Source organism: Paenibacillus sp. FSL R7-0204, assembly GCF_038002225.1.
Taxonomy (GTDB): domain Bacteria; phylum Bacillota; class Bacilli; order Paenibacillales; family Paenibacillaceae; genus Paenibacillus_AQ.
In genome coordinates this window covers 7,503,544-7,525,880 of sequence record NZ_JBBOCA010000001.1, presented here as the reverse complement: position 1 = coordinate 7,525,880, position 22,337 = coordinate 7,503,544, and the positions used below count along the sequence as shown (strand labels likewise).

The window sequence follows — 22,337 nt, the reverse complement described above, 5'->3', positions numbered from 1 at the left end:
GGCAGTCCCCGGTCATCCGTGATAACGGAGAGCGGGGGGATGCTTTGCTGCCTCTTTCATATGCGTCAATATAGCAGGGCGAAGGTTTTCTTTCTCTATAGCTGGTTTTTGCCGTTACTGATGGTGAAGACCTCCTGTACCGGCAGGACAAAGATTTTGCCGTCGCCGAAGGAGCCGTGCTCACCGGTTCTAGCTGTACGCATAATAATGCTGATCACGTCATCCTTGTCTTCATCCTGGATAACGATCATCAGCAGTTTTTTAGAGATTTGATTGTAATGGTTGGTTCCGACCTGAATGCCCTTTTGCTTGCCGCGCCCGAGCAGATCCATTTTGCTGATGGAGGGGAAGCCGGCCAGCAGCAATTCGGCCATCACGTCATCCGCTTTCTCAGGTCTTACTATGGCTTTGATCATTAACATAACGATGCACCCTTTCTACAGCGAATAATAGGTTGTAGGGGGTTGCCAATATCTCGGTGGCTTACTGTATAGTGCATTTGTTTAATGGCAACGCTTACATGTGTAGTATATTATTAATTCTCGGCTGCATCCTGCGAGAAGGATCACAAAATCCGTATGACACATTGTCGCATCCTGACTGGGCTTACAGTTCGGGGCTGTCCGCCATCCAGAAAAATATTACAAGGTAAAGCGTTATGCCCCTTCGTTAACTAGAGGAGCTCTGAATAAGAAAGTCTCCTCTGGTTAACGTGATCCCGTCAGCTTCAGATAAATATTCTCCAGCAGCTCTGCGGTATGCTCCCACTCATACATCTGTAGCGCATCGCTTCTTCCCTGTAGTCCGATCCTTGCGGCAAGGTCCGGATTGCGGCCGATCTGCAGCATACGGCTGGCAAAAGCAGCAGGGTTCCTGTACTGCTTCACCAGAAAGCCGTTACGGCCCGAATCTATAATCTCCCGGATTCCGCCGTTGCTGGAGGCAATTACCGGCAGCCCCGAGGCCATCGCCTCTACATTCACCAGCCCGAAGGCTTCATGCTGCTGGGAGGGGCAGATGAAGCAGTCGGCAGCCTGATACATACTGTGGATATCTTCATGGGGAATATTGCCGAGAAAAGACACTTGTACGCCCAGCCGCCGGGCAAGGGCTCTCAGCTGCCGGAGATACGGCGGCTTCCCCTTGCCTGCGATCAGCAACCGTGCGGGCATATGCCGGTTCAGGCGGTGCATGGCCCGGAGCAGCACAGGCACTCCCTTGCGCGGAATGACCCGGCCTACGAACAGGAGCGTGAAGCCGGGGCCAAGACCATGCAGCGTGCGCAGACGCGCCTTCTCCTGCGCAGACGCAGGAGTGAAGCGCGACAGGTCTGCTCCCAGAGGAACCACGCGGAGCTTGCTGCGGATGCCGGGGAACCTCCGGATAAGCCGCTGCTCCAGGGAGCTGCTGTTGGCCGTGACGGCATCGGCCAGGGCGAGGCTGCGGGCAATGCCGGGCTCCTGCGGCACGAATGTGAGAGAGTGAAGGAATATCATCACCGGAGTGCCGGGGTACTGCCGCTTCACAGCCGCCGCCAGCCGCGGCCGGTTATCGATCTGAATAAGGTCGAACGGTTCCGCAGCTTCCAGGAATGTAAGAACAGAGCTGCGGTACCTGGAAGGGGTGCCTGAGGGCAGCCGGATGAACTTGACCTGCTCGAGCTCATTCGTATCAGGAAGACCGGCGGCTCTGCGGCTTAGGATGGTTACCTTATGTCTCTTGGCCAGCCTGCGCGCGATATTCCAGATGCAAATCTCCACAGAGCCGTCCCCGGGAACCGTGAACTGCTCCGGTGCAATCATGCAGATGTGCATTGTAGCTGCTCCTCCCGCTGCATAGTAGATAGGGTTCTTAACCTAACATATGCGTTCAGGCGTGCAGAAGTCACAGGAGCAAGCAGGGAACGGCCGTCTGCGGCCTAGCTGCCCGTCTGTTTAAGAGTAGCTGCAATGACTCCGGCAATCGTCTGCTCATACTCCAGGATCTTCAGCTTCCCCGCCGCGATCTGCTTGTACCCGGCGACCATAGAAGATAAGGATTGTCCGGCCAGAGCCGGATTCTGCTTGCGGATAGCCGCTTTGAAGTCGCTCCAGTCTGCTGTTAGCCGTTTATTCAGGGCAGAGACTGCGCTTTTCTGTGATTTGATTAAGCTTTGCGGTCTGTCAATACCGGCCAGGGTCTTGCGGGCAGCGGCCATCCGGCGCGTACGGGTATCCTTGGCGGCCTTGAGCAGCGCTTCCTTGTCGCGGATCTCCTGGCGGGCTATCTGGACCAGCAGCTTCATGGCTTCCGACTGGGCCTTGAGGACGGAGTTCAGCGTCTTGTCCTTCAGCCCCTTGAGCAGGGAGATTCGCTTGTTCAGCGTGCTGTATTGATCGAACAGCGGCTGATAGCGCTGCTTGGCACTGCTGACGGAGGTGCTTAGCTTAGTGATGGAAGCCTGGTCTATATTCTTGATGGACTCCCGGACTGCATTCAGCGCCTCTGTATTCTGATCATGAAGCGTCCTGATCTGCACCTCCCGGCTGTCATACCCGGCAGACAGGACGGTCAGCTCCGTGAACTGGCTCTTCATCCGGGCGCGGGCGGTGCTGTCCGCCTTAGCAGCAGTCAGGTCAAAGGAAGCCTGAACCGATGAGGTAATCACCGTCGCCGCTGCCGAAGCCGGACCGGCCGGGAAGCTGAGGGCCAGGGCAATCAAGAGGGACAGCAGCAGACAACTTGGCTTATACAGATTGTTCATTTTCATTACATTCCTCCGCTTGTCTTCATGTCCCGGAACACAAAGAAAGCACCCGCAGTAAAGGCCAACAGGCCTCTATTACGGGTGCTTCCGGCGTAATGAGTCACGAAGATAGTTTTGCTTTTAAATATAGGGATAACCGTATATTTTGTCAATAATATCAATTTTAACTTTTGGAAATCAAGGGCTGGGCTTCCATTTCATTCTGTGACAGTCATGGCGTATACTGTGAAGATAGAAATGGCAAATGAAGAACAGCAGAGGGCCTGCGGAAGCGAGCGCCAGCCCCGGGATGAAGGAGGCCTTATGTAATGGATAACTTGGCTAATAATAACAGCATTCTCGATCAAGCCTTTCACTTATCTCCGGTGGGGATGGCGGTGTTGTCTCCGGCAGGAGGCAGATGGATGAAGATTAATCCTGCTTTTTGCAATATACTGGGCTGCACTGAAGCTGAGTTTCTCTCAGGGACTCTATCAGGGGCCGGCCGGGAATTGCAGGAGCAATTCTCTATTCAGCGAATCGGGACAGAGCTTGCACAGCAGCAAGGACAGCCTCTCCAGATGGATCAGCGGTTCTCCGGCCGTGACGGGTATCCGTTCTGGCTCTCCCTGACCTTCATTCCGGCGCAAGAGGGACTGTCCGGCCAGACTGTTATTGTATATGCACAGGATGTAACAGACCGCAAAATTGCAGATCAGCTAACCGTAGACAGCCGTGATCTGTACAATTTATTCATAAAAGACGATCAGAGTATGATCTCCTTCTCCCTGCCGGACGGGACGATAACGTTCATATCGCCGTCTTCCTACTCCCAAATCGGGTATCATCCGGAGGAGATTATCGGCAGGAACCGCGCAGAATTCTATCACCTGGACGATGTTGAGGCTATCAACAGCTCCGGCGGTCTGCTGAAGAACGATATCTCCATCCGCCGCCTGCGTCACAAGGAGGGCCACTATCTATGGTTCGAGACCTCCTTCCATGTGATCCGTAACGAGAAGGGTGAAATTACACGGATTATGGGGATCGGTCGTAACGTCACCCGGCGCAAGCACAGCGAGGAGGCCCTTGCGTCCGCTCAGCGGGTAGCCAGAATAGGCTCATGGGGCTGGGATCTGGTGAAGGAGAGAATTACATTCTCCGAGGAGCTGCGGCGTATTCTGCAGTACAGCGTGGAGACAGGCCAAGTGAATCAGGAGGCCTTCCTGGCACTGGTCCATCCTGATGATGTCCCGATTCTGCAAGATGCCGTAGAACGGGCTATGGGACTAGGGGAGGCTGGGAACACGGCTTACCGGATGATTCTGCCGGATGGGGAGGTCCTGATGGTGCATGTCCAGTGGGACGTTATCCCGGGACCGGAAGGCAGGCCAGCCCGGCTGTTCGGCATGATGCAGGATATTACCGAGCGTATGCATATGGAGGAGCAGCTGCGGGAGAGTGAACGGAACTTCCGGCTGATGTCGGAGAATTCCCTCGACCTGATCTCCCGCCATGCGATAGAGGACAGCATCTTCCTGTATTGCTCGCCGGCCAGCCGGTCTCTGCTCGGCTATGAGCCTGAAGAGATGATCGGCACGAGTGCCTACGATTATTTGCATCCGGGTGATCTGGAGATGATTCTGAATCAGATGGCAGAGAGTGAAGATTCGGGATTGATTCCCCCGGCCTCCTACCGCTACCGCCACAAGAACGGTACCTATGTCTGGTTTGAAACGAACAGCCGGTATATTTTTGACGCGCAAGGCCGGAAGACAGAGATTATTGCCGTAGGCCGTGACATCACTGAACGCAAGCAATTCGAATCGAAGCTGCAGGAGAATGAGCAACGCTACAAATCCCTGTTCGAATATAATCCGGCAGCGGTGTATTCCATGAATCTGCAGGGGGATTATCTGACGGCGAATGCCAATCTGGAGAAGCTGAGCGGCTACTCGCTGGAGGAACTGCTGGGGAATCATTACGGACCGCTGGTCGCTGACAAAGATATTCAGAAGACGCTGCATCACTTCACCCTTGCCAGCCAGGGGGAGCCGCAGAGCTATGATCTGACGCTGATCCACAAAGACGGGCATCCGGTGGAGATCAATACGATTAATATTCCTATTGTTGTGGATCATCAGGTGGTTGGAGTGTATGGGATCTCCCGCGATATCACAGATCATATCAGATACACCGAGCAGATCGAGAAGCTGAGCAATGATTACACCCTGATCCTCAATGCCGTGTCCGAAGGGATATTCGGTCTGGACAACGAGGGGAAGGTCACCTTTATTAATCCTGCGGGAGCGCATATGCTAGGCTTCGAATGTGATGAGATTACCGGGCATCCTTACCTGGACCCTATCCAGCAGACCGCGCTTGACGGTAATCATTACCGGCCGGAGGAGTCTCCGCTGATGCGGGCAGTCCGGGCAGGAGAATCCCATCAGAGTCTGGATGCGGTGCTGTGGCGCAAGGATGGCTCCAGCTTCCTGGCCGAGTACCAGGTTACCCCTCTGCTCGACAAGGGTGAGCGCAAGGGGGCAGTTGTTGTCTTCCGTGACACTACCGGGGAGAAGGAAGTTATCCGAGCCAAGGAGCTGGCGGAGAAGGCGGACCAGGCCAAATCGGAATTTCTCGCCATCATGAGCCATGAGCTCCGTACACCGATGAACGGAATTATGGGCATGACCGATCTGCTGGCTGAGACGGAATTGACAGAAGAGCAGCTGGGATATGCCCAGATTATCAGCGAGAGCAGTGCATCTCTGTTATATATTCTTAATGAAATTCTGGATTTCAGCAAAATCGAAGCCGGTAAAATGACGCTTACCCGCGAACCGGTAAGTCTGGCGGAATTGCTCGACAATATCACAGAGCTGTTCATGCCGAAGGCGCGTGAAAAGAATATTGAGCTGTCCTGCCGCATGGCTGCGGATGTGCCGGAGCTGATTATGGGAGATGCGGCCCGGCTGCGCCAGGTGCTGGTGAATCTCGTCAGCAATGCCGTGAAATTCACCGAGACGGGACAGGTCTCCATTCTGCTCAGCAGAGAATATAGCAGGGACCGCAAGAAGCTGACGCTCAAATTCAGCGTGGCCGATACAGGGATAGGAATCCCTTCTGAGAAGCAGCCGCTACTGTTCCAGTCCTTCTCGCAGCTGCACCCGTCCATTAACCGCAAGTATGGGGGAACCGGACTGGGCCTGGCCATCTGCAAAAAGCTCGTGGAGCTAATGGGCGGTGCCATCACAGTAGAGAGTGTCGTCGGGGAAGGATCCAATTTCTATTTCATCCTGCCTGCAGATATAGAGCTGGAACCGGAAGGCGCCTGGGAGGATACAGTGACCGTCTCTGGACCGGCGTCGGCCTCTGAACGGATTAGCATCCCGGAAGATGGCGAATCTGCTGCTGAATTTGGGCCTCTGCGTATATTGGTGGCGGAGGATCATCCGGTGAATCAGAAGCTGCTGGTGACTATGCTGGACAAAAGAGGCTATGCCGCCGATCTGGTTGATCATGGCGAAGCGGCGGTGCAGGCAGTGCTCCGTGAGCGGTATGATCTGGTATTCATGGATGTTCAGATGCCGGGGATGAGCGGGCTTACGGCAACGGCCAGAATCCGTGAACAGGCACCTGCTCCGCACCAGCCGTATATTACAGCCGTGACAGCGTATGCCAGAAAAGAGGACCGGGAGCGCTGCTACGCGGCGGGTATGGATGACTTTGTCAGCAAGCCGTTCTTAACTGCCGATATTGACCGGGTACTGGAGCATTGCAGCCATAGGGTATCCCTATGAGCCGGAAGCCTTCCGGGGAGCGGCTGAAGGCTAAGGCGTATACACAGTGGGAGACAGGCGTAGCCTCGCCTTCCTCAGCGTGCGGGCCGGCAACCATGGCCGCCCTCCTGGAATATTGGCATTCGTATATGGGCCGGACGTTCATTCCGGGTATCCGTCATTTTGATTCTATGGCCGCGCATATCAATTACATCTACACCCACCATGGCGGAACGCCCTGGGGCATGAGTACACGCAGCTTTGTCAGAGGCCTCCGGGCGTACATCAGCGCAGCCCTGCCGCTTTTAAGTAACCGCTCCGACCTGATTAAGGTATCCGTGTTCAATGATATCGGACGCTACCGGGCCGAGATTGATGCCGGGCGTCCGGTCGCGCTCAAATTCGACAAGTGGCTCAGCCTCCGCTGGCGCGGAAGATATGCGTATGACTATCATTGGGTGCTGGGAATCGGCTATGAGGATGAGGAGGACGGTTCCTGCACGCTGGTTGTCCATGATAACGGGGTGCAACATCCGGGCGGCGGTTATACACCGGGAAGAGAACGGCAGATCTCCTATTCAGCGAATAAAAGAATACTTACGATGGTGTCGCTCGACCTGCCGGGAATTCCAGATGTGCCGTAACAGATTACATCTTTTTTCCAAGCGGGCGTTGTTCTTCAGGGGCGTTTGGCTTAGCGTAACGGACTGAGGTGCACCTATTTGGAAAGAAAGTCGCCAACTGGGCGAGTAACGGACTCCACAGGCATTATCCTTTTCACTTCAGCTCCGAAACGTCCCATAAAGAGACTGTAAGGTCCCCTGAGTCCGTTACGCTGCAAAAAGTGGCGTTTTCATGGGGATAAGCTCTCTCCGGTCCGTTAGATTTTGGGTGGATAGGGTTTAACAAGCTAATCCATCCTTTTTAATCTGATGCGCCACTAGTCTGCTTCAAGATAGTGGCCGGGCCGGGACAGGGTATCTGCTGTGTCCCGGCCTTTTTGAAAGATAAGAATGTATATGCTTCGCCCTATCATTATCCTTTTATTTCTCGCCGAAACGGTATTGTTTCCACTTGCAGAGTGTGATTCAAACGTTTGCACAAACATGGCGGTTAGGATAAAATTTCATATAGAGAAAAGAAGAGTTGTATAAAATCCATGAGCCCTGCCGTATATTTAGTTAAGGGTAAAGGAGGCGGTATGCCTTGTCAGTACAGAAGGAAATGAAGGAACCGATTGATTACGGGGACCCGGCGGCTACCAGCGGAATCTCCGTCTTCGACCGGAGTTTCGATGAGCTGTTCAGCTATGACGGAGAGGATCTTGGCCTAACCTATTCGGTGTCCGGCTCGGCGTTCTGTCTGTGGGCCCCGACGGCCCAGGAAGCGGAGCTGGTACTCTATGCATCCTGGGAGGATGCTGCGCAGCGGCAGATTCCCATGGTGCGTGACGTCCGGGGAACCTGGAGACTCAGCGTTCCGGGCGATCTGGATGGAATGTTCTACACTTACAAGGTGCGCATCGGTGATCTATGGAATGAAGCGGTGGACCCGTACGCCCGGGCGGTCGGCGTGAATGGGGACAGAGGGGCTATACTGGATCTGCGCAAAACCGATCCCGCGCGCTGGACGCAGGATAAACCGCCGCTTGCGGACCCGGTGGATGCGGTGATCTATGAGCTTCACCTGCGTGACTTATCGGTTCATCCTGCCAGCGGGATTACGCATACAGGGCAATACCTGGGCCTTGCTGAAGCCGGAACCGGGGGTCCTGAGGGCATTGCTACCGGTCTTGATCATATTGCCAGTCTGGGCGTTACCCATGTGCAGCTGCTGCCTATCTATGATTATGCGACAGAGAGCGTAGATGAGACCCTTCTTACGGAGCCTCATTATAATTGGGGATATGATCCCAAGAACTATAATGCTCCTGAAGGCTCTTATGCGTCAGATCCGTATGTTCCGGGCCTGCGTATCCGGGAGCTGAAGACGATGATTCAGGCACTTCATGACCGCGGCCTGCGTGTGATCATGGATGTGGTCTATAATCATGTCTATGACGGCTTCCGTGTGAACTTCACCAAGCTGGTTCCCGGTTACTATCTGCGCTATACCGCAGATGGCCGGTTATCTAACGGCTCCGGCTGCGGGAATGATACTGCCTCTGAGCGCAAGATGATGTCCCGTTTCATCGTGGAGTCCGTGTTGTACTGGGCCAAGGAGTACCATATTGACGGCTTCCGCTTTGATCTGATGGGACTGCATGATGTAGGGACCATGAATGAGATCCGCCGCCGTCTGGATGAGCTGGACCCCTCGATTATGACCATTGGCGAGGGCTGGGTGATGGACACGGAGCTGGCGGAGGAGCTGCGGGCTAATCAGCGCCAGGCCAATGAGATGCCGGGCATCGGGCATTTTAATGACGGCTTCCGCGATGCGGTGAAAGGAAACATCTTTCTGCATGACCAAAAAGGCTTCATCAGCGGCGGTATCGGCTTCGAGCGCAATGTGAAGGCAGGCATTGCCGGAGCAATCTACTATGGGCCCGGCCTTGGACAATACGCCCAGGAGCCGCAGCAGAGTGTGAACTTCGTGGAGTGCCATGACAATCATACACTGTGGGATAAGCTGGTCTTGTCTACGGCTGGAGCAGAAGACGGACAGCGCCGTGCTATGCACCATCTGGCCTCGGCTATGGTGCTGACGAGTCAGGGGATACCGTTCATTCATGCCGGGCAGGAGTTCCTGCGGACCAAGGACGGTGTGGAGAACAGCTATAAATCACCAGTGGAAGTGAACTGGCTGGACTGGGAACGCTGCGCGGAGCATGCTGAATCTGTGGAGTACATGAAGCGGCTGATCGCGCTGCGCGCGGCTCACCCCGCCTTCCGGCTGCGTACCGCCGATGAGATCCGTGACCATCTGGTCTTCGAGGAGGCACCGGCACAGGCGGTGGCCTTCACGCTCCGCGATCATGCCGGAGGAGATTCTGCGGAGCATTTGTACGTTCTGTACAATGCCAACCCGGAGGGTGCAGCCCTGAAGCTGCCCGAACTGGGAGCATGGGACATTGTATTCGGCGAGGAGCAGATCAGCGGGCTGGAGGGCGGCATTTTAACCGCTACAGGAGTTGGAATGATTGTACTAGCTGTGAACTAACTGATAGGTGCCGCGATATAGGTATTACGCAGAAGCAGGCTGCCGGGGCGGTCTGCTTCTTGCCCTACCGAATTTTACAGGCAGACATTAGAGCTGAAATGACAGTGAACAGCCAAACCAGTAAATAGAGCAGGGCAAGTATCGAAAACAAGCTAACCTCAAACATAGAACGGCCAAGACTGGTCTGAACGGCTATGAACATAATGGCAATCAACCAAGCTATGCAGCCTGCATGCAGGAGCATACGTTGTTTGCCGGGCCGCAGATTCGAATGTTCCAGCAGCCAGGCCGGTAACAGTAGAGTTTGGAGGGAATGAAAGCCAATTCCATGTAGCACAATATAATTGCCTCCAGCTCCGATAAAACGGCCTTGTATGCTCATCATGATCAGTCCTGCCAGATTAGCTATGAATACCGACAGCAAGGCATAACGGATACCGGTGATAAGTACAGGGCGCGATAATGGGGCCTTCATCCTCATAAATTGAACAGTAAGCAGGATACCCGAGACGACGAAAGAAAGAGATACGACGCCAAATAAAGCTCCCGCAAGGGTATCCACCAGGCCGCCGGCTTTAGAGAAACGGGGATTGAAGCCCCGGAAATTCTGCAGGGTTTCAATTATATAGCTGTATGAAGCAGCAGCAATAAAAAGCCGGCGAATCACTTTTCTCATGCGGGCGGTAAAGTCAGCAAAAGGTAAGATCGCAGCGATGGATAACAGAAAAATTCCCAATGCTGCGGCAAACGAGAATACATTTTTAATATTACCCTCCGGCAGAACAACTACTCCTTGAAAGAACATAAAGATAGCAGCACATCCCGCAATAATGAACCCAACTATTCCAAGCACAACGAGCCCTTTTTCACGCTTAAAAATAGAGACGGCAGATGTCATCAACTCGTTGAACATAGTATGCAAGATTAGCTCACTCCTTTTTTTTATTTATCGATCAATAAATAATTTATCGAAATAATTGCAAGCAGTAACAGATAAAATTTATCCGTTTGCTGCTTGCGTTTACTTCATTCTTTAGTCATTAATATGGATTGTTTTATTTCTGACAGATCAAGCACCTCGGATAACGTGACTAGCAGCCCTATACTCATAAAACGGATTGCATTTACTTCCGCATCAGGGACTCCGGCTTTCTGGAATTTGACAGTCACTTCATCAAAAATAGTCTTATAGAGCTTAGCAGAATGTTGTTTGATCCCAGCTTCCGATATGGTATAAGCCTGCATTACCATCAATACTTCGGAACGGTGTGTTTGCATTAAGTTGAAAAAACTGCTGCCCATTGCGCCAACCAACTGATCAGCAGGTGCCTCGACTTCCATAAAAGTGTCATGGATTCGATCGTAGGCACGGTTTAACACAGCTATATATAAGTCTTCTTTGTTGTCAAAAAAATGAAAGATATAGGGCTGTGTAACTCCCGCGGCTTTAGCTACCATTGCAGTTGTTGTCCTGTAGTAGTCATATTCTGCGAATAAGGTTAATGCGCTTTCCATAATTTTTTGCTTTTTATCTTCCTTTGCTGCCATTGTGATCAGTTCCAATCATTTATTTATTGAACGATAAATAAATCATATAAAAGTATGATTTGTCTGTCAATATTACTTTTCTTTCTAATAGCTCGCTGTACAGAAAACGCCCGTAAACCCGCTTTTAAAATTAATTCTCCATTCATCATAAACACTACTTCATCTGTCGTAGTAATTATGCTACAATGAACCTAATTACTACGACAGATGAAGTATAGGAGGCAGGCAATTGATCAGCAGTGATGTGATTAGAGGATACAATGACACGATGATCCTCTACATGCTTCTGGACGGGGAGTCTTACGGCTATGAGATTTCCAAAAATATACGGAAGCTATCGGAAGAGAAGTACATTATGAAGGAAACCACACTCTATTCGGCATTCACCCGGCTGGAGAAGAACGGTTATATTGATTCCTTTTATCTGGATGAGACGTTTGGCAAGAGACGTACCTACTACCGCATCACTCCCCAGGGTCTTGCCTACTACCGTGCCAAATGCGAGGAATGGCAGATCACGCAGGAAGTTATCAACAAATTCATAAAGGAGCTGTGAGGAACTTGGATACCATCATTGGATACTTGAACAATATGTTCGCATCTCTGCCCAGAACGGAACAGATGGCGATGCTGAAGCAGGAGCTGCTTGGCAACATGGAAGAGAAATACTATGAACTGAAGCATGAAGGGAAGTCGGAGAATGAGGCGGTGGGCATCGTTATTTCCGAGTTCGGCAACATTGATGAGCTGGTCAGCGAGCTGGGGCTTGGAGAGGATCGTAAGGAGGAAGGACTACGGCTGCCCATGCTGGATGAGCTTGCTGTAGAAGAATTCATTGCTGCCAAAAGAAAATCCGGCCTGCTCGTAGGCTGGGGCGTAGGGCTGATTTTGCTGGGTGCTGCGCTGCTTATCCTTTTCTCGGGTCTTGGGGAGAACGGGGTCATGGGAAATGTATTCTCTGAAGATGCGATGAGTATGATCGGGCTGGTCTCCCTGTTACTGCTGCTCGGTCCTGCTATTGCGTTATTCATCTACAGTGGCACGAAAATGGAGAAATACAAATACATGGAGTCCGGGTTCAGTCTGCCGCATCCTCTGAAGGCGTATATTGAGCAGCGACAGGCCGCTTTTGCCGCCACGTATACGTTATCGCTTATCATGGGTGTGTGTTTATGCGTGTTGTCGCCGATTGCCATCTTTGTAACTTCTGCGTTTGGAGATGAATTCAGCTCATACGGGGTGGCCGTTCTGCCGATAATGGTGGCTGTAGCCGTGTTCCTCTTCGTGTATTACGGGAATATCCGGAGTGCGTACCAGCAGCTGTTGAAGACAGGCGATTTCAGTGAGGCGAAGCAGGAGGAGGGCCGGATTGTCGGTGCAGTTGCCGCTGTGGTCTGGCCGCTGGTTACCTGTGTTTTTTTGGTCAGCGGTTTCGTGTTCGACCAGTGGGAGATCAACTGGATCGTCTTCCCGTTAACAGGGATTCTGTTCGGGGTGTTCAGCTCGGTCTACAATATGTTCAAGAAAAAAGATGCAGCCTGAGTCTGTGTACGCGATTTGCCACATAACGTTAACACAAAAGGTGATATTGCTCATGTTCCCTCTCTGCGGATAGGTGATAATATGAAGGCATTTATTCCCCTTATTATAACCGTGCAAGAGCCTGTACCGGGGTGATCTTAAGCCCCGTTACAGCCTCTTGCTTCGCTGCTTTACAGTGACAGAATAACGGACGGTGACAGAAGAGTGTGTTTCTTTTTGGAGCCGGGTGTGGGCATGAATGCCGTCTATTACATTTCGGCGGCCAATCAGAGAGACTCGGAGGATGACAGGGATGGGTAAAACAACCGGATTTATAGAATATCAGCGGCGGACGCCTGCTGAATGCGAGCCAATGGAGCGGATTAAGAACTGGAATGAATTCTCGGTTCCGATGGAGGAAGAACAGCTGCGTGAGCAGGGTGCCCGCTGTATGGATTGCGGAACACCGTTCTGCCATGTCGGGCGTATATTGTCAGGGATGGCCAGCGGCTGTCCGCTGCATAATCTGATTCCCGAGTGGAATGACATGGTCTATCGCGGCAACTGGCAGGTCGCGCTGAAGCGCCTGCATAAGACGAACAACTTCCCTGAATTTACAGGACGCGTCTGCCCTGCACCATGTGAAGGTGCTTGCACAGTAGGGAAGAACGGCGATTCGGTAACGATAAAATCGATCGAAAAAGCGATTGTAGATAGAGGTTTTGCCGAAGGCTGGATCGTTCCTGAGCCGCCGCTTACCCGTACGGGCAAAAAGGTTGCTGTCGTCGGCTCCGGCCCTGCCGGGCTGGCCTGCGCCGCCCAGCTGAACAAGGCGGGACACAGTGTAACGGTATATGAGCGGGCTGACCGGATCGGCGGACTGCTGACCTACGGCATTCCGAACATGAAGCTGGATAAGAAGAAGGTGCAGCGCCGGGTGGATCTGCTGGCGGCGGAAGGCGTGACCTTCGTCACCCGTACTGAGATCGGCAGGGATATTGCAGCGGCTCAATTACAGGAAGAACATGATGCTGTCGTCCTCTGCGGCGGATCGACCAAGGCGCGCGACCTGCCGCTGGAAGGCCGGGAGCTGCGGGGTATCCATCAGGCGATGGAGTTCCTGACACTTAATACGAAGAGCCTGCTGGATTCTGAACTGGCTGACGGGGAGTATCTGTCGGCAGCGGGCAAGGATGTGGTCGTGATCGGCGGAGGAGATACAGGGACGGACTGTGTAGCCACTTCGATCCGCCACGGCTGCCGCAGCGTAATCCAGCTGGAGATTATGCCACAGTCGCCATTGACCCGCCAGCCGGGCAATCCTTGGCCGGAATGGCCGAAGGTGCTGAAGGTGGACTACGGACAGCAGGAGGCGGCTTCTCTGTATGAAGAAGATCCGCGCCGCTATTTGGTGAATACGAAGCGCTTTGTGGGCGATGCGGGCGGCCATGTGCAGGAGCTGAATACGGTGCGCATTGAATGGAAGCGCACGGAGGACGGGCGGATGGCCCCGGTAGAAGTACCGGGCAGCGAAGAAGTCATTCAAGCGCAGCTCGTGCTGCTGGCGCTGGGCTTCACTGGACCGGAGGAGACAGTGCTGGGACAGTTCGGCGTGGAGCGTGATGAGCGTTCCAACGTTAAGGCAGAGTTCGGCGCGCAGGCAACGAACGTGGAGGGAGTCTTCACCGCTGGTGATATGCGGCGCGGCCAGAGTCTAGTGGTCTGGGCGATTAACGAGGGCCGCCAGGCCGCCCGCGAGGTAGACCGCTTCCTGATGGGCTCGTCCAATCTGCCTTGAGGCATGGCGAAGTAAGGGAAGCGAGTCTGAGTGTGGTGCTCCATTGTGAGGCGCTCAGTCAAGCGATGTCCATCAAGGAACGCCTGATAAAGTGTGTTTTGCCAAGTATGTCCCCCAAGAGACGCCCTTCCCGGGCGTCTTGCTTTGCGTTCCCCGCCTCAGCTGCTCGTTTATAGTAGGATGCAGGTGTGGGGTGTAGCGTTCGCGTCTAATGTTGCACATAATGCAGGATTCAGCCTGTTATTTCGCCCTGAGGAGAAGGAATGCTGCTTTTTATGCAACATTTTTGGATTGGGCCTGTGGCTGTAAATAGAATGTTGCATTTTTGGCAGGATTTTGGCTTAGAGCATCAACGGGTTGGGCAAAAAAGCGTTATAGTAGAAGTTAGTGATAGTTTGCAGTTAGATTAGAAGTTGCAGCTAGATTAGAAGTAGGAGTTAGAGTAGCACCAGCAGTTACAATTTAATCTATATTCACAGAGAGGAAGCACCCACATGAAACTAATGTTCATTTCCGATATTCACGGATCACTGTACTGGCTGGAGCAGGCGCTGGCGAAGGCGGAGGAGGAGCAGCCGCACACGCTGGTTATTCTGGGGGATTTCCTGTATCACGGACCGAGGAATCCGCTGCCGGAGGGGTATAATCCGCAGGGGGTCGCCGACAGACTGAATGCTTATAGCGAATCGGGCAAATCGCTGGCGGCGGTGAGAGGTAACTGTGATGCCGAGGTGGATCAGATGCTGCTGCACTTCCCGATGATGGGCGACTATGTACTTATTCTGCATGAAGGCCGCAAAATCTACGCCACGCACGGGCATGGCTTCAGCATCGACCACTTACCGGCGCTGTCCCCGCAGGATATATTTATTCAGGGGCATACACATCTGCCGGTGGCAGAGGTGAAGGACGGCATTACCCTGCTCAACCCCGGATCGATCGCGCTACCCAAGGAGAACAACCCGAACTCCTACGGCGTTTTGGAGAACGGTGAGTTCAGCATTAAGGATTTTGAGGGCAATATAATCAAGCAGATCACTCTGTAAAATCGATCCATCCCCGAGGTTCTCTGATTGTAGTCCCGCAATCTCTCTGATTAGAGTCTCACAGTTTTTCTGATTACAGTACCGCAGATTATTATGCTTCTATGGCAGTCCCTCTGGATATTTCCAGAGGGATTATTGCTGCGCAGCAATTGAGCCTGCCGGCATATTCATGTATGATGGGTGAGGAGCTTGCGGGTAGATCCCCGGCTTCAAAAACTAAACAGCAGAGGTAACTAAATGATGCATCCACGTGATTTACACTATACAATGCCTGCCGAATGGGCCAAGCATGAACGGACCTTCATTTCCTGGCCGGTGAAGGACTCTATGGTACACCCTGATAATCATGAAGCGGTTAGTAGGGGCTATGCCGAGATTATCCGGGCGATTGCCGAATTCGAGCCGGTGACGGTTATCGTCAATCCAGAGGAGCTGGATCAGGTAGAGAAATTGGCGCTCGGCGGGAATGTAACACTGCTCCCCATCCGGCACAATGATGCCTGGTTGCGGGACAACGGACCGACCTTCCTCACGGGTCCTGACGGGAAGCTGGCCGGGGTCAACTGGAAATTCAATGCCTGGGGCGGAAAATACTCGCCTTGGGATCTTGATGATGAGGTAGCTCCGCAGATTCTGAAGCACCTGGAGGTCAGCGCGTTCGATGCTCCGCTGGTGATGGAGGGCGGCTCCATTCATACGGATGGCGAGGGCACGCTGCTGACCACCGAGGAATGCCTGCTCAACACCAACCGCAATCCGGGCTTAAGCCGCGAGGAGATTGCTGCATATGTCAAGCAATATACCGGGACCGAGTCCATCATCTGGCTGAAGCGCGGCCTCAGCGGGGATGAGACGGACGGACATGTCGATAACATCGCCTGCTTCGCGGCACCGGGTAAGGTGATTATCCAGGTCTGCGAGGACCCGCAGGATGAGAACTACGCGATTACGCAGGAGAATCTGCGTATTCTGGAGCAGGCAGTTGATGCCAAAGGCCGGAAACTGGAGATTATCCGCATTCAGCAGCCGCCCCGCGTGGACTTCGAGGGCAGCCGTCTGACGCTGAGCTATCTGAACTTTTATTTTGTGAACGGCGGAATTATCCTGCCGGTCTTCGGCGGTACGGCGGCTGAGACGGACAAGCTGGCTGAAGAGACGCTGGCCGGGCTGTTCCCAGACCGCCGCATTCGGACCGTGAACGGAATGGCCGTGATCGGCGAAGGCGGGAACGTGCATTGCACCACCCAGCAGATGCCTGCGGTGGAGTAGACCAACCTAATCATAAGGAGGAACAACCATGAGACAAGTAAAAGTAGCCGCGACGCAAATGAGCTGTTCCGGCGACATTGATGAGAATATCCGCAAGGCGGAGACCCTGGTTAGAGAGGCGGCCGCACAAGGTGCGCAGATTATTCTGCTGCAGGAGCTGTTCGAGACGCCGTATTTCTGCCAGAAGGAGAAGTCGGATTACTATTCCTATGCTACGGAGCTGGAGCAGAACAAGGCGGTGAACCACTTCAAGGCTATTGCCAAGGAGCTTGCGGTGGTGCTGCCGATCAGCTTTTATGAGAAGAAGAATTATGCGCGGTACAACTCGCTGGCGGTCATTGATGCGGACGGAACCGTGATGGGCAAATACCGCAAGAGCCATATTCCTGACGGTCCAGGTTATGAAGAGAAATTCTACTTCAACCCGGGCGATACCGGCTTCAAGGTGTGGAATACCCGCTATGCCAAAATCGGAGTCGGCGTATGCTGGGACCAATGGTACCCGGAAGCTGCCCGGGTGATGAGCCTGATGGGTGCGGAGATTCTGTTCTACCCTACAGCTATCGGCTCGGAGCCGCAGGATGGGTCGATTGATTCCAAGGATCACTGGCAGACCTGCATGCTGGGTCATGCGGCCGCTAACCTGATTCCTGTCGTGGCCTCCAACCGGATCGGGAAGGAGACTGACGAGGATTCCAGCATTGATTTCTACGGCTCGTCGTTCATCGCTGGTCCGCAGGGCAACAAGATTGTCGAAGCTGGACGGAATGAGCAGGCCGTGCTGGTCAGCGAATTTGATCTGGATGCCCTTGAGGTCGGCCGGATTGAATGGGGGATCTTCCGTGACCGCCGTCCGGAGCTGTACCGGATGATTGCTTCCTATGACGGCGATCTAACCTTCTAACTTATGCGCTAATATAAACATTGACCATTCAGTAAGCAGCCAGAATGCTGCCGGAGCTCTCTCCGGGGCATTTCGGCTGCTTATTTGCATGAGATGTTACAATATATCGATAATAGTGTCATATTATATAACACAAAAGGATAAAGTTAATTGTCATCACTACTTTAATCTGATAAAATCTCCTTAAGTTATTTGACAAATAAGTAGGGGGATTGGAGAATGGGAATCCGGAAAACATGGGCGATGTCAGGTATGGTAGCACTCCTGGTCTTGGCGATAGCGGGTTGTGGCTCTGATAATGATGCGAAAGGCGGCAGTGCGGACGGGCAAAGCCTCAAAATCGCTACCGATGCCAGCTATGCACCAATGGAGTATATGGATACTGATACGATCAAGGGCTTTGACATTGATTTCATTAAGGCGGTGATGGCGGAGGCCGGCATTGATTACACGGTCACCAACACAGGCTGGGATACCATGTTGACCAGTGTGAAGCAGGGCACTGAATATCAGGCGGGTGTATCCTCGGTATCGATTACAGATGAGCGCAAGGAGACTTATGACTACTCCATCCCTTATTTCGAATCTACGAACATGATCATGGTGAAGGAAGGCAGCGATATCAAATCCGCTCTGGACCTGAAGGGGAAGAAGGTTGCGGTTCAGGCAGCCACGACAGCAGATGAGCTGATGAGCGGCATTATGGGCGTCGACAACGGCAACCTGAAGAGGTTCGACAGCAATGCGGTAGCGCTGATGGAGCTGAACGGCGGCGGGGCGGATGCGGTGGTCGCGGATATCGCCATCGTGAACGAATACATCAAGAATAATCCGAAGGAGAAGCTGACAGGCATTATAGACAAGGAGAATTTCGGCTCCGAGTACTACGGTATCCTGTATCCGAAGGGCGGCGAATGGAAGGAGAAGCTGGACCCGGCGATCAAGAAGGTCATCGAGAACGGCAAATATGCGGAGATCTACAAGGAATGGTTCGGCGAAGAGCCGGACACGGCGGCGCTTATGAACGCGAAGTAGCCTAAGAACCGCAACAACTAAGCATGCGTAATGATTGCTATTGCGCGTGCTTCTTTTTTTGAGCAAGCCACAAGCAGAAGAGAAGGGAAGAATTCTATGGATTTCAGATTCGACATCATCATTCATTATTTACCGGTTCTGCTAAAAGGGACCCTGTTCACCATCGGCGTATCGCTGGTCTCCATTCTGTGCGGCTCCCTGCTGGGGCTGATTATCGGCTTCGGCAAAATGGCGCCAAGATGGTATTTCCGCTGGCCGTTTCACGCGTATATTAACCTCTTCCGCGGTACGCCGCTCTATGTGCAGATTCTGATCGTCCACTTCGGGCTGATCCCGTTGTTCTACGGCAAAACCTACGCGCTGATGAGTGCATTCGTGGCGCTGTCGCTCAATTCCGCTGCCTATTCTGCGGAGATCTTCCGCGCCGGTATCCAGTCCATCGACCCCGGTCAGCGGGAAGCGGCCCTATCCCTAGGAATGACCCGGCAGCAGGCGATGCGCTTCATTATTCTGCCCCAGGCCATCAAACGGATGGTCCCCGCTTTCGGGAATGAATTCATCGTGCTGGTTAAGGATTCCTCGCTGCTGGCGCTGATTGCCGCCCCTGAGATTATGTACTGGAGCAATACCATGAAAGGCCAATATCTGCGGATCTGGGAGCCTTATCTGACCGCTGCACTGATCTATTTCATCCTTACTTATTCGCTCAGCAAGCTGCTTAATTATATCGAACGGAAGGTGTAACCCTATGGAACCGGTTATTTCAATCCAGCATCTGCACAAATCATTTGGTGCCCATCAGGTACTGACGGATATCAGCATCGACATTCACAGCCGGGAGGTTGTGGTGGTCATCGGGCCTTCGGGCTCAGGCAAATCGACCTTTCTGCGCTGCCTGAATCTGCTGGAGCAGCCGCAAGCGGGCGATATTATTATTGAAGGTACTTCCTTGATGGCCAAGAGCACAAGGATTAACGATATCCGTACCGAGGTGGGGATGGTCTTTCAGCAGTTCAATCTTTTTCCGCACCGCACAGTGATCGAGAACATCATGCTGGCCCCGATGAAGGTGCGGAAATGGACGGAGGATCAAGCGAGGCAGAAGGCTGTGGAGCTGCTGCAGAAGGTGGGCCTCAGTGAGAAGGCGGAAATGTATCCTGCCTCGCTCTCCGGCGGTCAGGCCCAGCGGGTGGCGATTGCCCGGGCGCTGGCGATGGAGCCGAAGATCATGCTGTTCGACGAGCCGACCTCGGCCCTGGACCCCGAGATGGTGGGCGAGGTGCTGGCCGTAATGAAGGAGCTGGCCCTTGAGGGGATGACTATGGTTGTGGTGACCCATGAGATGGGCTTCGCCCGTGAAGTGGGGGACCGGGTGCTTTTTATGGAGCAAGGGGCCATAGTGGAGCAGGGTGCGCCGGAGCAGCTGTTCGGCAGCCCGTCGCATGAGCGTACTCGGGAGTTTCTGTCCAAGGTGCTGTAAGAATCGCCCAAAGTAGAATATTGTTATTTAATCGGTTATATTAGAAGAGTAAGAAATAGGCAATAAGTCCAAGCGTGAATAGCTGCCCAGGGTGGCGGGGAGGAGGCTCGGGGATATCTTTTTTTAAAGTATAAGGATGTCAGCGGTTCTGCATAATGATTGATCCTTATATTTCCGGCAGAAAAGGATAGGGTGCTTAATAAGACGGCATAGGCTTTCTGCTGGTCATAATTCCATAATGATAGAAGGAGAATACGATGAGCACATTCAAGAATTGGCTGAATACCACCAAAAACGGACTGACGGATCAAGTGAAGAAATTTAAAAATAAAGACTTTATGAACGCGGTAGTAGCGGGCTGCGCACTGGTCGCTGCGGCTGACGGCAAGATTGAGGAAGCTGAGAAGAACAAGATGGCGGGATATATGAATCTCAGCAATGAACTGAAGGTATTTGACATGAGAGATGTCATCACCCAGTTCAATTACTATGTGAGCAACTTCGAGTTCTCGCCAGAGATCGGCAAGCAGGAAGCGCTGAAGGCCATCGGGAAGTTTAACGGCAAACCGGAGGTTGGACGCTTAATCGTGGGCGTATGCTCGGCGATTGGTGCAGCAGACGGCGACTTCGATGAGCATGAGAAAGCGGTTGTGCGGAATATCTGCAATGTACTGGGACTTAGCCCAAGCGAATTCAGCCTGTAATTACAGGCTGGATTTCATTTGCTAATTACTGAAACTTTAGGCGATTCATCGCCGTATCACTGATGTAACACCCGCAAGCACACTTCTATCTGGAAACGGAGGTACTTCAAGTTGGCTGGAATTAATCTGGTAAAAGGTCAGAAGATCGATTTAACCAAAGGCAATGCCGGACTGTCTAACGTAATTGTAGGACTGGGCTGGGACCCTGCCGAACCGGCAAGAGGATTCTTTGGGGTTAAAAAACAGGCGAATGTGGACTGCGATGCTTCAGCGCTGCTGCTGAATGAGAACGGCAAGCTGACGAACAAGCTGAACCTCGTCTGCTTTCACAACAAACAGAATGCGAATAACTCTGTAGTCCACTCGGGAGATAATCTGACGGGTGAGGGCGACGGGGACGACGAACAGATCATGGTGAATCTGAAGCAGATTCCTGCCGATGTCCATAAGGTCCTTGTTGTGGTTAACATCTACGATGCGGTGAACCGCAAGCAGGATTTCGGAATGATCAAATCTGCGTATATCCGCATTATTAATGCGGCAGGGAATGCAGAATTGGTTAAGTTTAATCTGACAGACAATTATACAGGCTTCACGGCACTGATCTGCGGCGAGCTGTACCGTCATGGCGAAGAGTGGAAATTCGCAGCCATCGGTGAAGCGGCCCACGCCGCGCATATCAACCAGCTGGCAGAACGGTACATCTAAATCTAAATCCAATTTGAGAAAAGAGGGCTCTATTCATGGCTATTAACTTATCCAAGGGACAAAAAATCGATTTAACCAAAACGAATCCAGGCTTGTCCAAAATCACAGTCGGCCTCGGATGGGATACGAATAAATATGATGGCGGCAAGGACTTCGACCTTGATGTGTCTGTGTTCCTGACCAATGCCAGCGGTAAAGTGGACAAGGAGTCCAACTTCATCTTCTTCAACAACAAGCAGAACGAGAACGCTTCTGTCGTGCACACTGGCGATAACCGCACAGGGGAAGGCGACGGAGACGATGAGCAGGTTCAAGTCGATTTGCTTAATGTTCCTGCAGATGTGGACAAGATTGCCTTCACGATTACCATCTATGAAGCAGAATCCAGAAGCCAGAACTTCGGACAAGTCTCCCGTTCTTATGTGCGTATCGTCAATGATGCGAATAGCGAGGAACTGATCCGCTTTGACCTGGGTGAAGATTTCTCCGTTGAAACAGGCGTAGTTGTAGGTGAATTGTACCGTAACGGCGCAGAATGGAAATTCAACGCGATTGGCAGCGGCTACAAGGACGGTCTGGCCGGCTTGACCCGTGATTACGGCCTGCAATAAGGCTCTGATAGTTTCGGGAATTAAATCTGTAAGGAAAGAGGGTT

Annotated in this window: 20 protein-coding genes; 15 read left to right on the top strand and 5 right to left on the bottom strand. The window is 52.7% G+C overall.

The features are described 5' to 3' along the window. Positions 1 to 95: 95 nt before the first annotated feature. The 3 genes from MKX42_RS32575 to MKX42_RS32565 form a co-directional block, all read right to left on the bottom strand. Positions 96 to 422 (bottom strand): P-II family nitrogen regulator, encoded by a 327-nt coding sequence (locus MKX42_RS32575; RefSeq protein WP_076161725.1) that lies wholly within the window; start codon positions 420 to 422, stop codon positions 96 to 98. Between the two features lie 285 nt (positions 423 to 707). After that, complete coding sequence (locus tag MKX42_RS32570) at positions 708 to 1,814, bottom strand: glycosyltransferase family 4 protein (protein ID WP_340757523.1); 1,107 nt, start codon at positions 1,812 to 1,814, stop codon at positions 708 to 710. Positions 1,815 to 1,918: 104 nt separating this feature from the next. Then, positions 1,919 to 2,749, bottom strand: a complete 831-nt coding sequence (locus MKX42_RS32565; protein ID WP_340757522.1) for a hypothetical protein — start codon at positions 2,747 to 2,749, stop codon at positions 1,919 to 1,921. A gap of 305 nt (positions 2,750 to 3,054) precedes the next feature. Between MKX42_RS32565 and MKX42_RS32560 the strand changes: the two genes are divergently transcribed. The 3 genes from MKX42_RS32560 (at position 3,055) to pulA (ending at position 9,669) form a co-directional block, all read left to right on the top strand. Beyond that, positions 3,055 to 6,528, top strand: a complete 3,474-nt coding sequence (locus MKX42_RS32560; RefSeq protein ID WP_340757521.1) for a PAS domain S-box protein — start codon at positions 3,055 to 3,057, stop codon at positions 6,526 to 6,528. Next, the gene (locus MKX42_RS32555; protein WP_340757520.1) at positions 6,525 to 7,151 is read left to right on the top strand and encodes a C39 family peptidase; all 627 of its coding nucleotides are present in this window, start codon (positions 6,525 to 6,527) and stop codon (positions 7,149 to 7,151) included. The genes MKX42_RS32560 and MKX42_RS32555 overlap by 4 nt, the downstream gene beginning before the upstream one ends. 562 nt (positions 7,152 to 7,713) lie before the next feature. Next, the gene (gene pulA, locus MKX42_RS32550) at positions 7,714 to 9,669 is read left to right on the top strand and encodes a type I pullulanase (protein WP_340757519.1); all 1,956 of its coding nucleotides are present in this window, start codon (positions 7,714 to 7,716) and stop codon (positions 9,667 to 9,669) included. 64 nt (positions 9,670 to 9,733) lie between these two features. On the opposite strand, the gene MKX42_RS32545 is transcribed toward pulA, so the two are convergent. Together MKX42_RS32545 and MKX42_RS32540 are read right to left on the bottom strand one after the other, a co-directional pair. Beyond that, on the bottom strand, positions 9,734 to 10,582 hold the full coding sequence (locus MKX42_RS32545) for a hypothetical protein (RefSeq protein WP_340757926.1): 849 nt from the start codon (positions 10,580 to 10,582) through the stop codon (positions 9,734 to 9,736). 113 nt (positions 10,583 to 10,695) lie between these two features. Then, a complete protein-coding gene (locus MKX42_RS32540) occupies positions 10,696 to 11,217 on the bottom strand; it encodes a TetR/AcrR family transcriptional regulator (protein ID WP_340757518.1) in 522 nt (173 codons plus the stop codon). A gap of 229 nt (positions 11,218 to 11,446) precedes the next feature. Here MKX42_RS32540 and MKX42_RS32535 point away from each other — a divergent pair, with 229 nt between their 5' ends. The 12 genes from MKX42_RS32535 to MKX42_RS32480 all read left to right on the top strand — a co-directional run bounded on the left by MKX42_RS32535 (position 11,447) and on the right by MKX42_RS32480 (position 22,293). Further along, entirely contained in the window at positions 11,447 to 11,773 is a 327-nt protein-coding gene (locus MKX42_RS32535) for a PadR family transcriptional regulator (RefSeq protein ID WP_036723569.1), read from the top strand. A gap of 5 nt (positions 11,774 to 11,778) precedes the next feature. After that, on the top strand, positions 11,779 to 12,759 hold the full coding sequence (locus tag MKX42_RS32530) for a permease prefix domain 1-containing protein (RefSeq protein ID WP_340757517.1): 981 nt from the start codon (positions 11,779 to 11,781) through the stop codon (positions 12,757 to 12,759). A gap of 292 nt (positions 12,760 to 13,051) precedes the next feature. Further along, positions 13,052 to 14,536 carry a glutamate synthase subunit beta gene (locus MKX42_RS32525; protein ID WP_340757516.1) on the top strand — a complete coding sequence of 495 codons (1,485 nt, stop codon included), beginning with the start codon at positions 13,052 to 13,054 and terminating at the stop codon, positions 14,534 to 14,536. 494 nt (positions 14,537 to 15,030) lie between these two features. Beyond that, positions 15,031 to 15,582: a phosphodiesterase gene (gene yfcE, locus MKX42_RS32520; RefSeq protein ID WP_340757515.1), complete on the top strand. Its 552-nt coding sequence runs from the start codon at positions 15,031 to 15,033 to the stop codon at positions 15,580 to 15,582. A gap of 240 nt (positions 15,583 to 15,822) precedes the next feature. Beyond that, positions 15,823 to 16,851 carry an agmatine deiminase family protein gene (locus MKX42_RS32515; protein ID WP_340757925.1) on the top strand — a complete coding sequence of 343 codons (1,029 nt, stop codon included), beginning with the start codon at positions 15,823 to 15,825 and terminating at the stop codon, positions 16,849 to 16,851. Between the two features lie 28 nt (positions 16,852 to 16,879). Further along, the gene (gene aguB / locus MKX42_RS32510) at positions 16,880 to 17,755 is read left to right on the top strand and encodes an N-carbamoylputrescine amidase (RefSeq protein ID WP_340757514.1); all 876 of its coding nucleotides are present in this window, start codon (positions 16,880 to 16,882) and stop codon (positions 17,753 to 17,755) included. A gap of 219 nt (positions 17,756 to 17,974) precedes the next feature. Further along, on the top strand, positions 17,975 to 18,790 hold the full coding sequence (locus MKX42_RS32505) for a transporter substrate-binding domain-containing protein (RefSeq protein ID WP_340757513.1): 816 nt from the start codon (positions 17,975 to 17,977) through the stop codon (positions 18,788 to 18,790). Positions 18,791 to 18,886: 96 nt separating this feature from the next. After that, positions 18,887 to 19,534, top strand: a complete 648-nt coding sequence (locus MKX42_RS32500) for an amino acid ABC transporter permease (RefSeq protein ID WP_340757512.1) — start codon at positions 18,887 to 18,889, stop codon at positions 19,532 to 19,534. Positions 19,535 to 19,538: 4 nt separating this feature from the next. Continuing rightward, positions 19,539 to 20,270 carry an amino acid ABC transporter ATP-binding protein gene (locus MKX42_RS32495; protein WP_340757511.1) on the top strand — a complete coding sequence of 244 codons (732 nt, stop codon included), beginning with the start codon at positions 19,539 to 19,541 and terminating at the stop codon, positions 20,268 to 20,270. A 257-nt stretch (positions 20,271 to 20,527) separates the two neighbouring features. After that, the gene (locus MKX42_RS32490) at positions 20,528 to 20,974 is read left to right on the top strand and encodes a tellurite resistance TerB family protein (RefSeq protein ID WP_340757510.1); all 447 of its coding nucleotides are present in this window, start codon (positions 20,528 to 20,530) and stop codon (positions 20,972 to 20,974) included. 111 nt (positions 20,975 to 21,085) lie between these two features. Beyond that, entirely contained in the window at positions 21,086 to 21,682 is a 597-nt protein-coding gene (locus tag MKX42_RS32485) for a TerD family protein (protein ID WP_209876309.1), read from the top strand. Positions 21,683 to 21,717: 35 nt separating this feature from the next. Continuing rightward, entirely contained in the window at positions 21,718 to 22,293 is a 576-nt protein-coding gene (locus MKX42_RS32480) for a TerD family protein (protein WP_076161755.1), read from the top strand. The last annotated feature ends 44 nt before the right edge of the window (positions 22,294 to 22,337 follow it).

Excerpts from the sequence above, each read along its gene's own strand:
- MKX42_RS32575 (WP_076161725.1), bottom strand. The coding sequence starts at position 422 with ATGTTAATGATCAAAGCCATAGTAAGACCTGAGAAAGCGGATGACGTG.
- MKX42_RS32570 (WP_340757523.1), bottom strand. The coding sequence starts at position 1,814 with ATGCACATCTGCATGATTGCACCGGAGCAGTTCACGGTTCCCGGGGAC.
- MKX42_RS32565 (WP_340757522.1), bottom strand. The coding sequence starts at position 2,749 with ATGAAAATGAACAATCTGTATAAGCCAAGTTGTCTGCTGCTGTCCCTC.
- MKX42_RS32560 (WP_340757521.1), top strand. The coding sequence starts at position 3,055 with ATGGATAACTTGGCTAATAATAACAGCATTCTCGATCAAGCCTTTCAC.
- MKX42_RS32555 (WP_340757520.1), top strand. The coding sequence starts at position 6,525 with ATGAGCCGGAAGCCTTCCGGGGAGCGGCTGAAGGCTAAGGCGTATACA.
- MKX42_RS32545 (WP_340757926.1), bottom strand. The coding sequence starts at position 10,582 with ATGTTCAACGAGTTGATGACATCTGCCGTCTCTATTTTTAAGCGTGAA.
- MKX42_RS32540 (WP_340757518.1), bottom strand. The coding sequence starts at position 11,217 with ATGGCAGCAAAGGAAGATAAAAAGCAAAAAATTATGGAAAGCGCATTA.
- MKX42_RS32525 (WP_340757516.1), top strand. The coding sequence starts at position 13,052 with ATGGGTAAAACAACCGGATTTATAGAATATCAGCGGCGGACGCCTGCT.
- yfcE (WP_340757515.1), top strand. The coding sequence starts at position 15,031 with ATGAAACTAATGTTCATTTCCGATATTCACGGATCACTGTACTGGCTG.
- MKX42_RS32515 (WP_340757925.1), top strand. The coding sequence starts at position 15,823 with ATGCATCCACGTGATTTACACTATACAATGCCTGCCGAATGGGCCAAG.
- aguB (WP_340757514.1), top strand. The coding sequence starts at position 16,880 with ATGAGACAAGTAAAAGTAGCCGCGACGCAAATGAGCTGTTCCGGCGAC.
- MKX42_RS32505 (WP_340757513.1), top strand. The coding sequence starts at position 17,975 with ATGGGAATCCGGAAAACATGGGCGATGTCAGGTATGGTAGCACTCCTG.
- MKX42_RS32500 (WP_340757512.1), top strand. The coding sequence starts at position 18,887 with ATGGATTTCAGATTCGACATCATCATTCATTATTTACCGGTTCTGCTA.
- MKX42_RS32495 (WP_340757511.1), top strand. The coding sequence starts at position 19,539 with ATGGAACCGGTTATTTCAATCCAGCATCTGCACAAATCATTTGGTGCC.
- MKX42_RS32490 (WP_340757510.1), top strand. The coding sequence starts at position 20,528 with ATGAGCACATTCAAGAATTGGCTGAATACCACCAAAAACGGACTGACG.
- MKX42_RS32480 (WP_076161755.1), top strand. The coding sequence starts at position 21,718 with ATGGCTATTAACTTATCCAAGGGACAAAAAATCGATTTAACCAAAACG.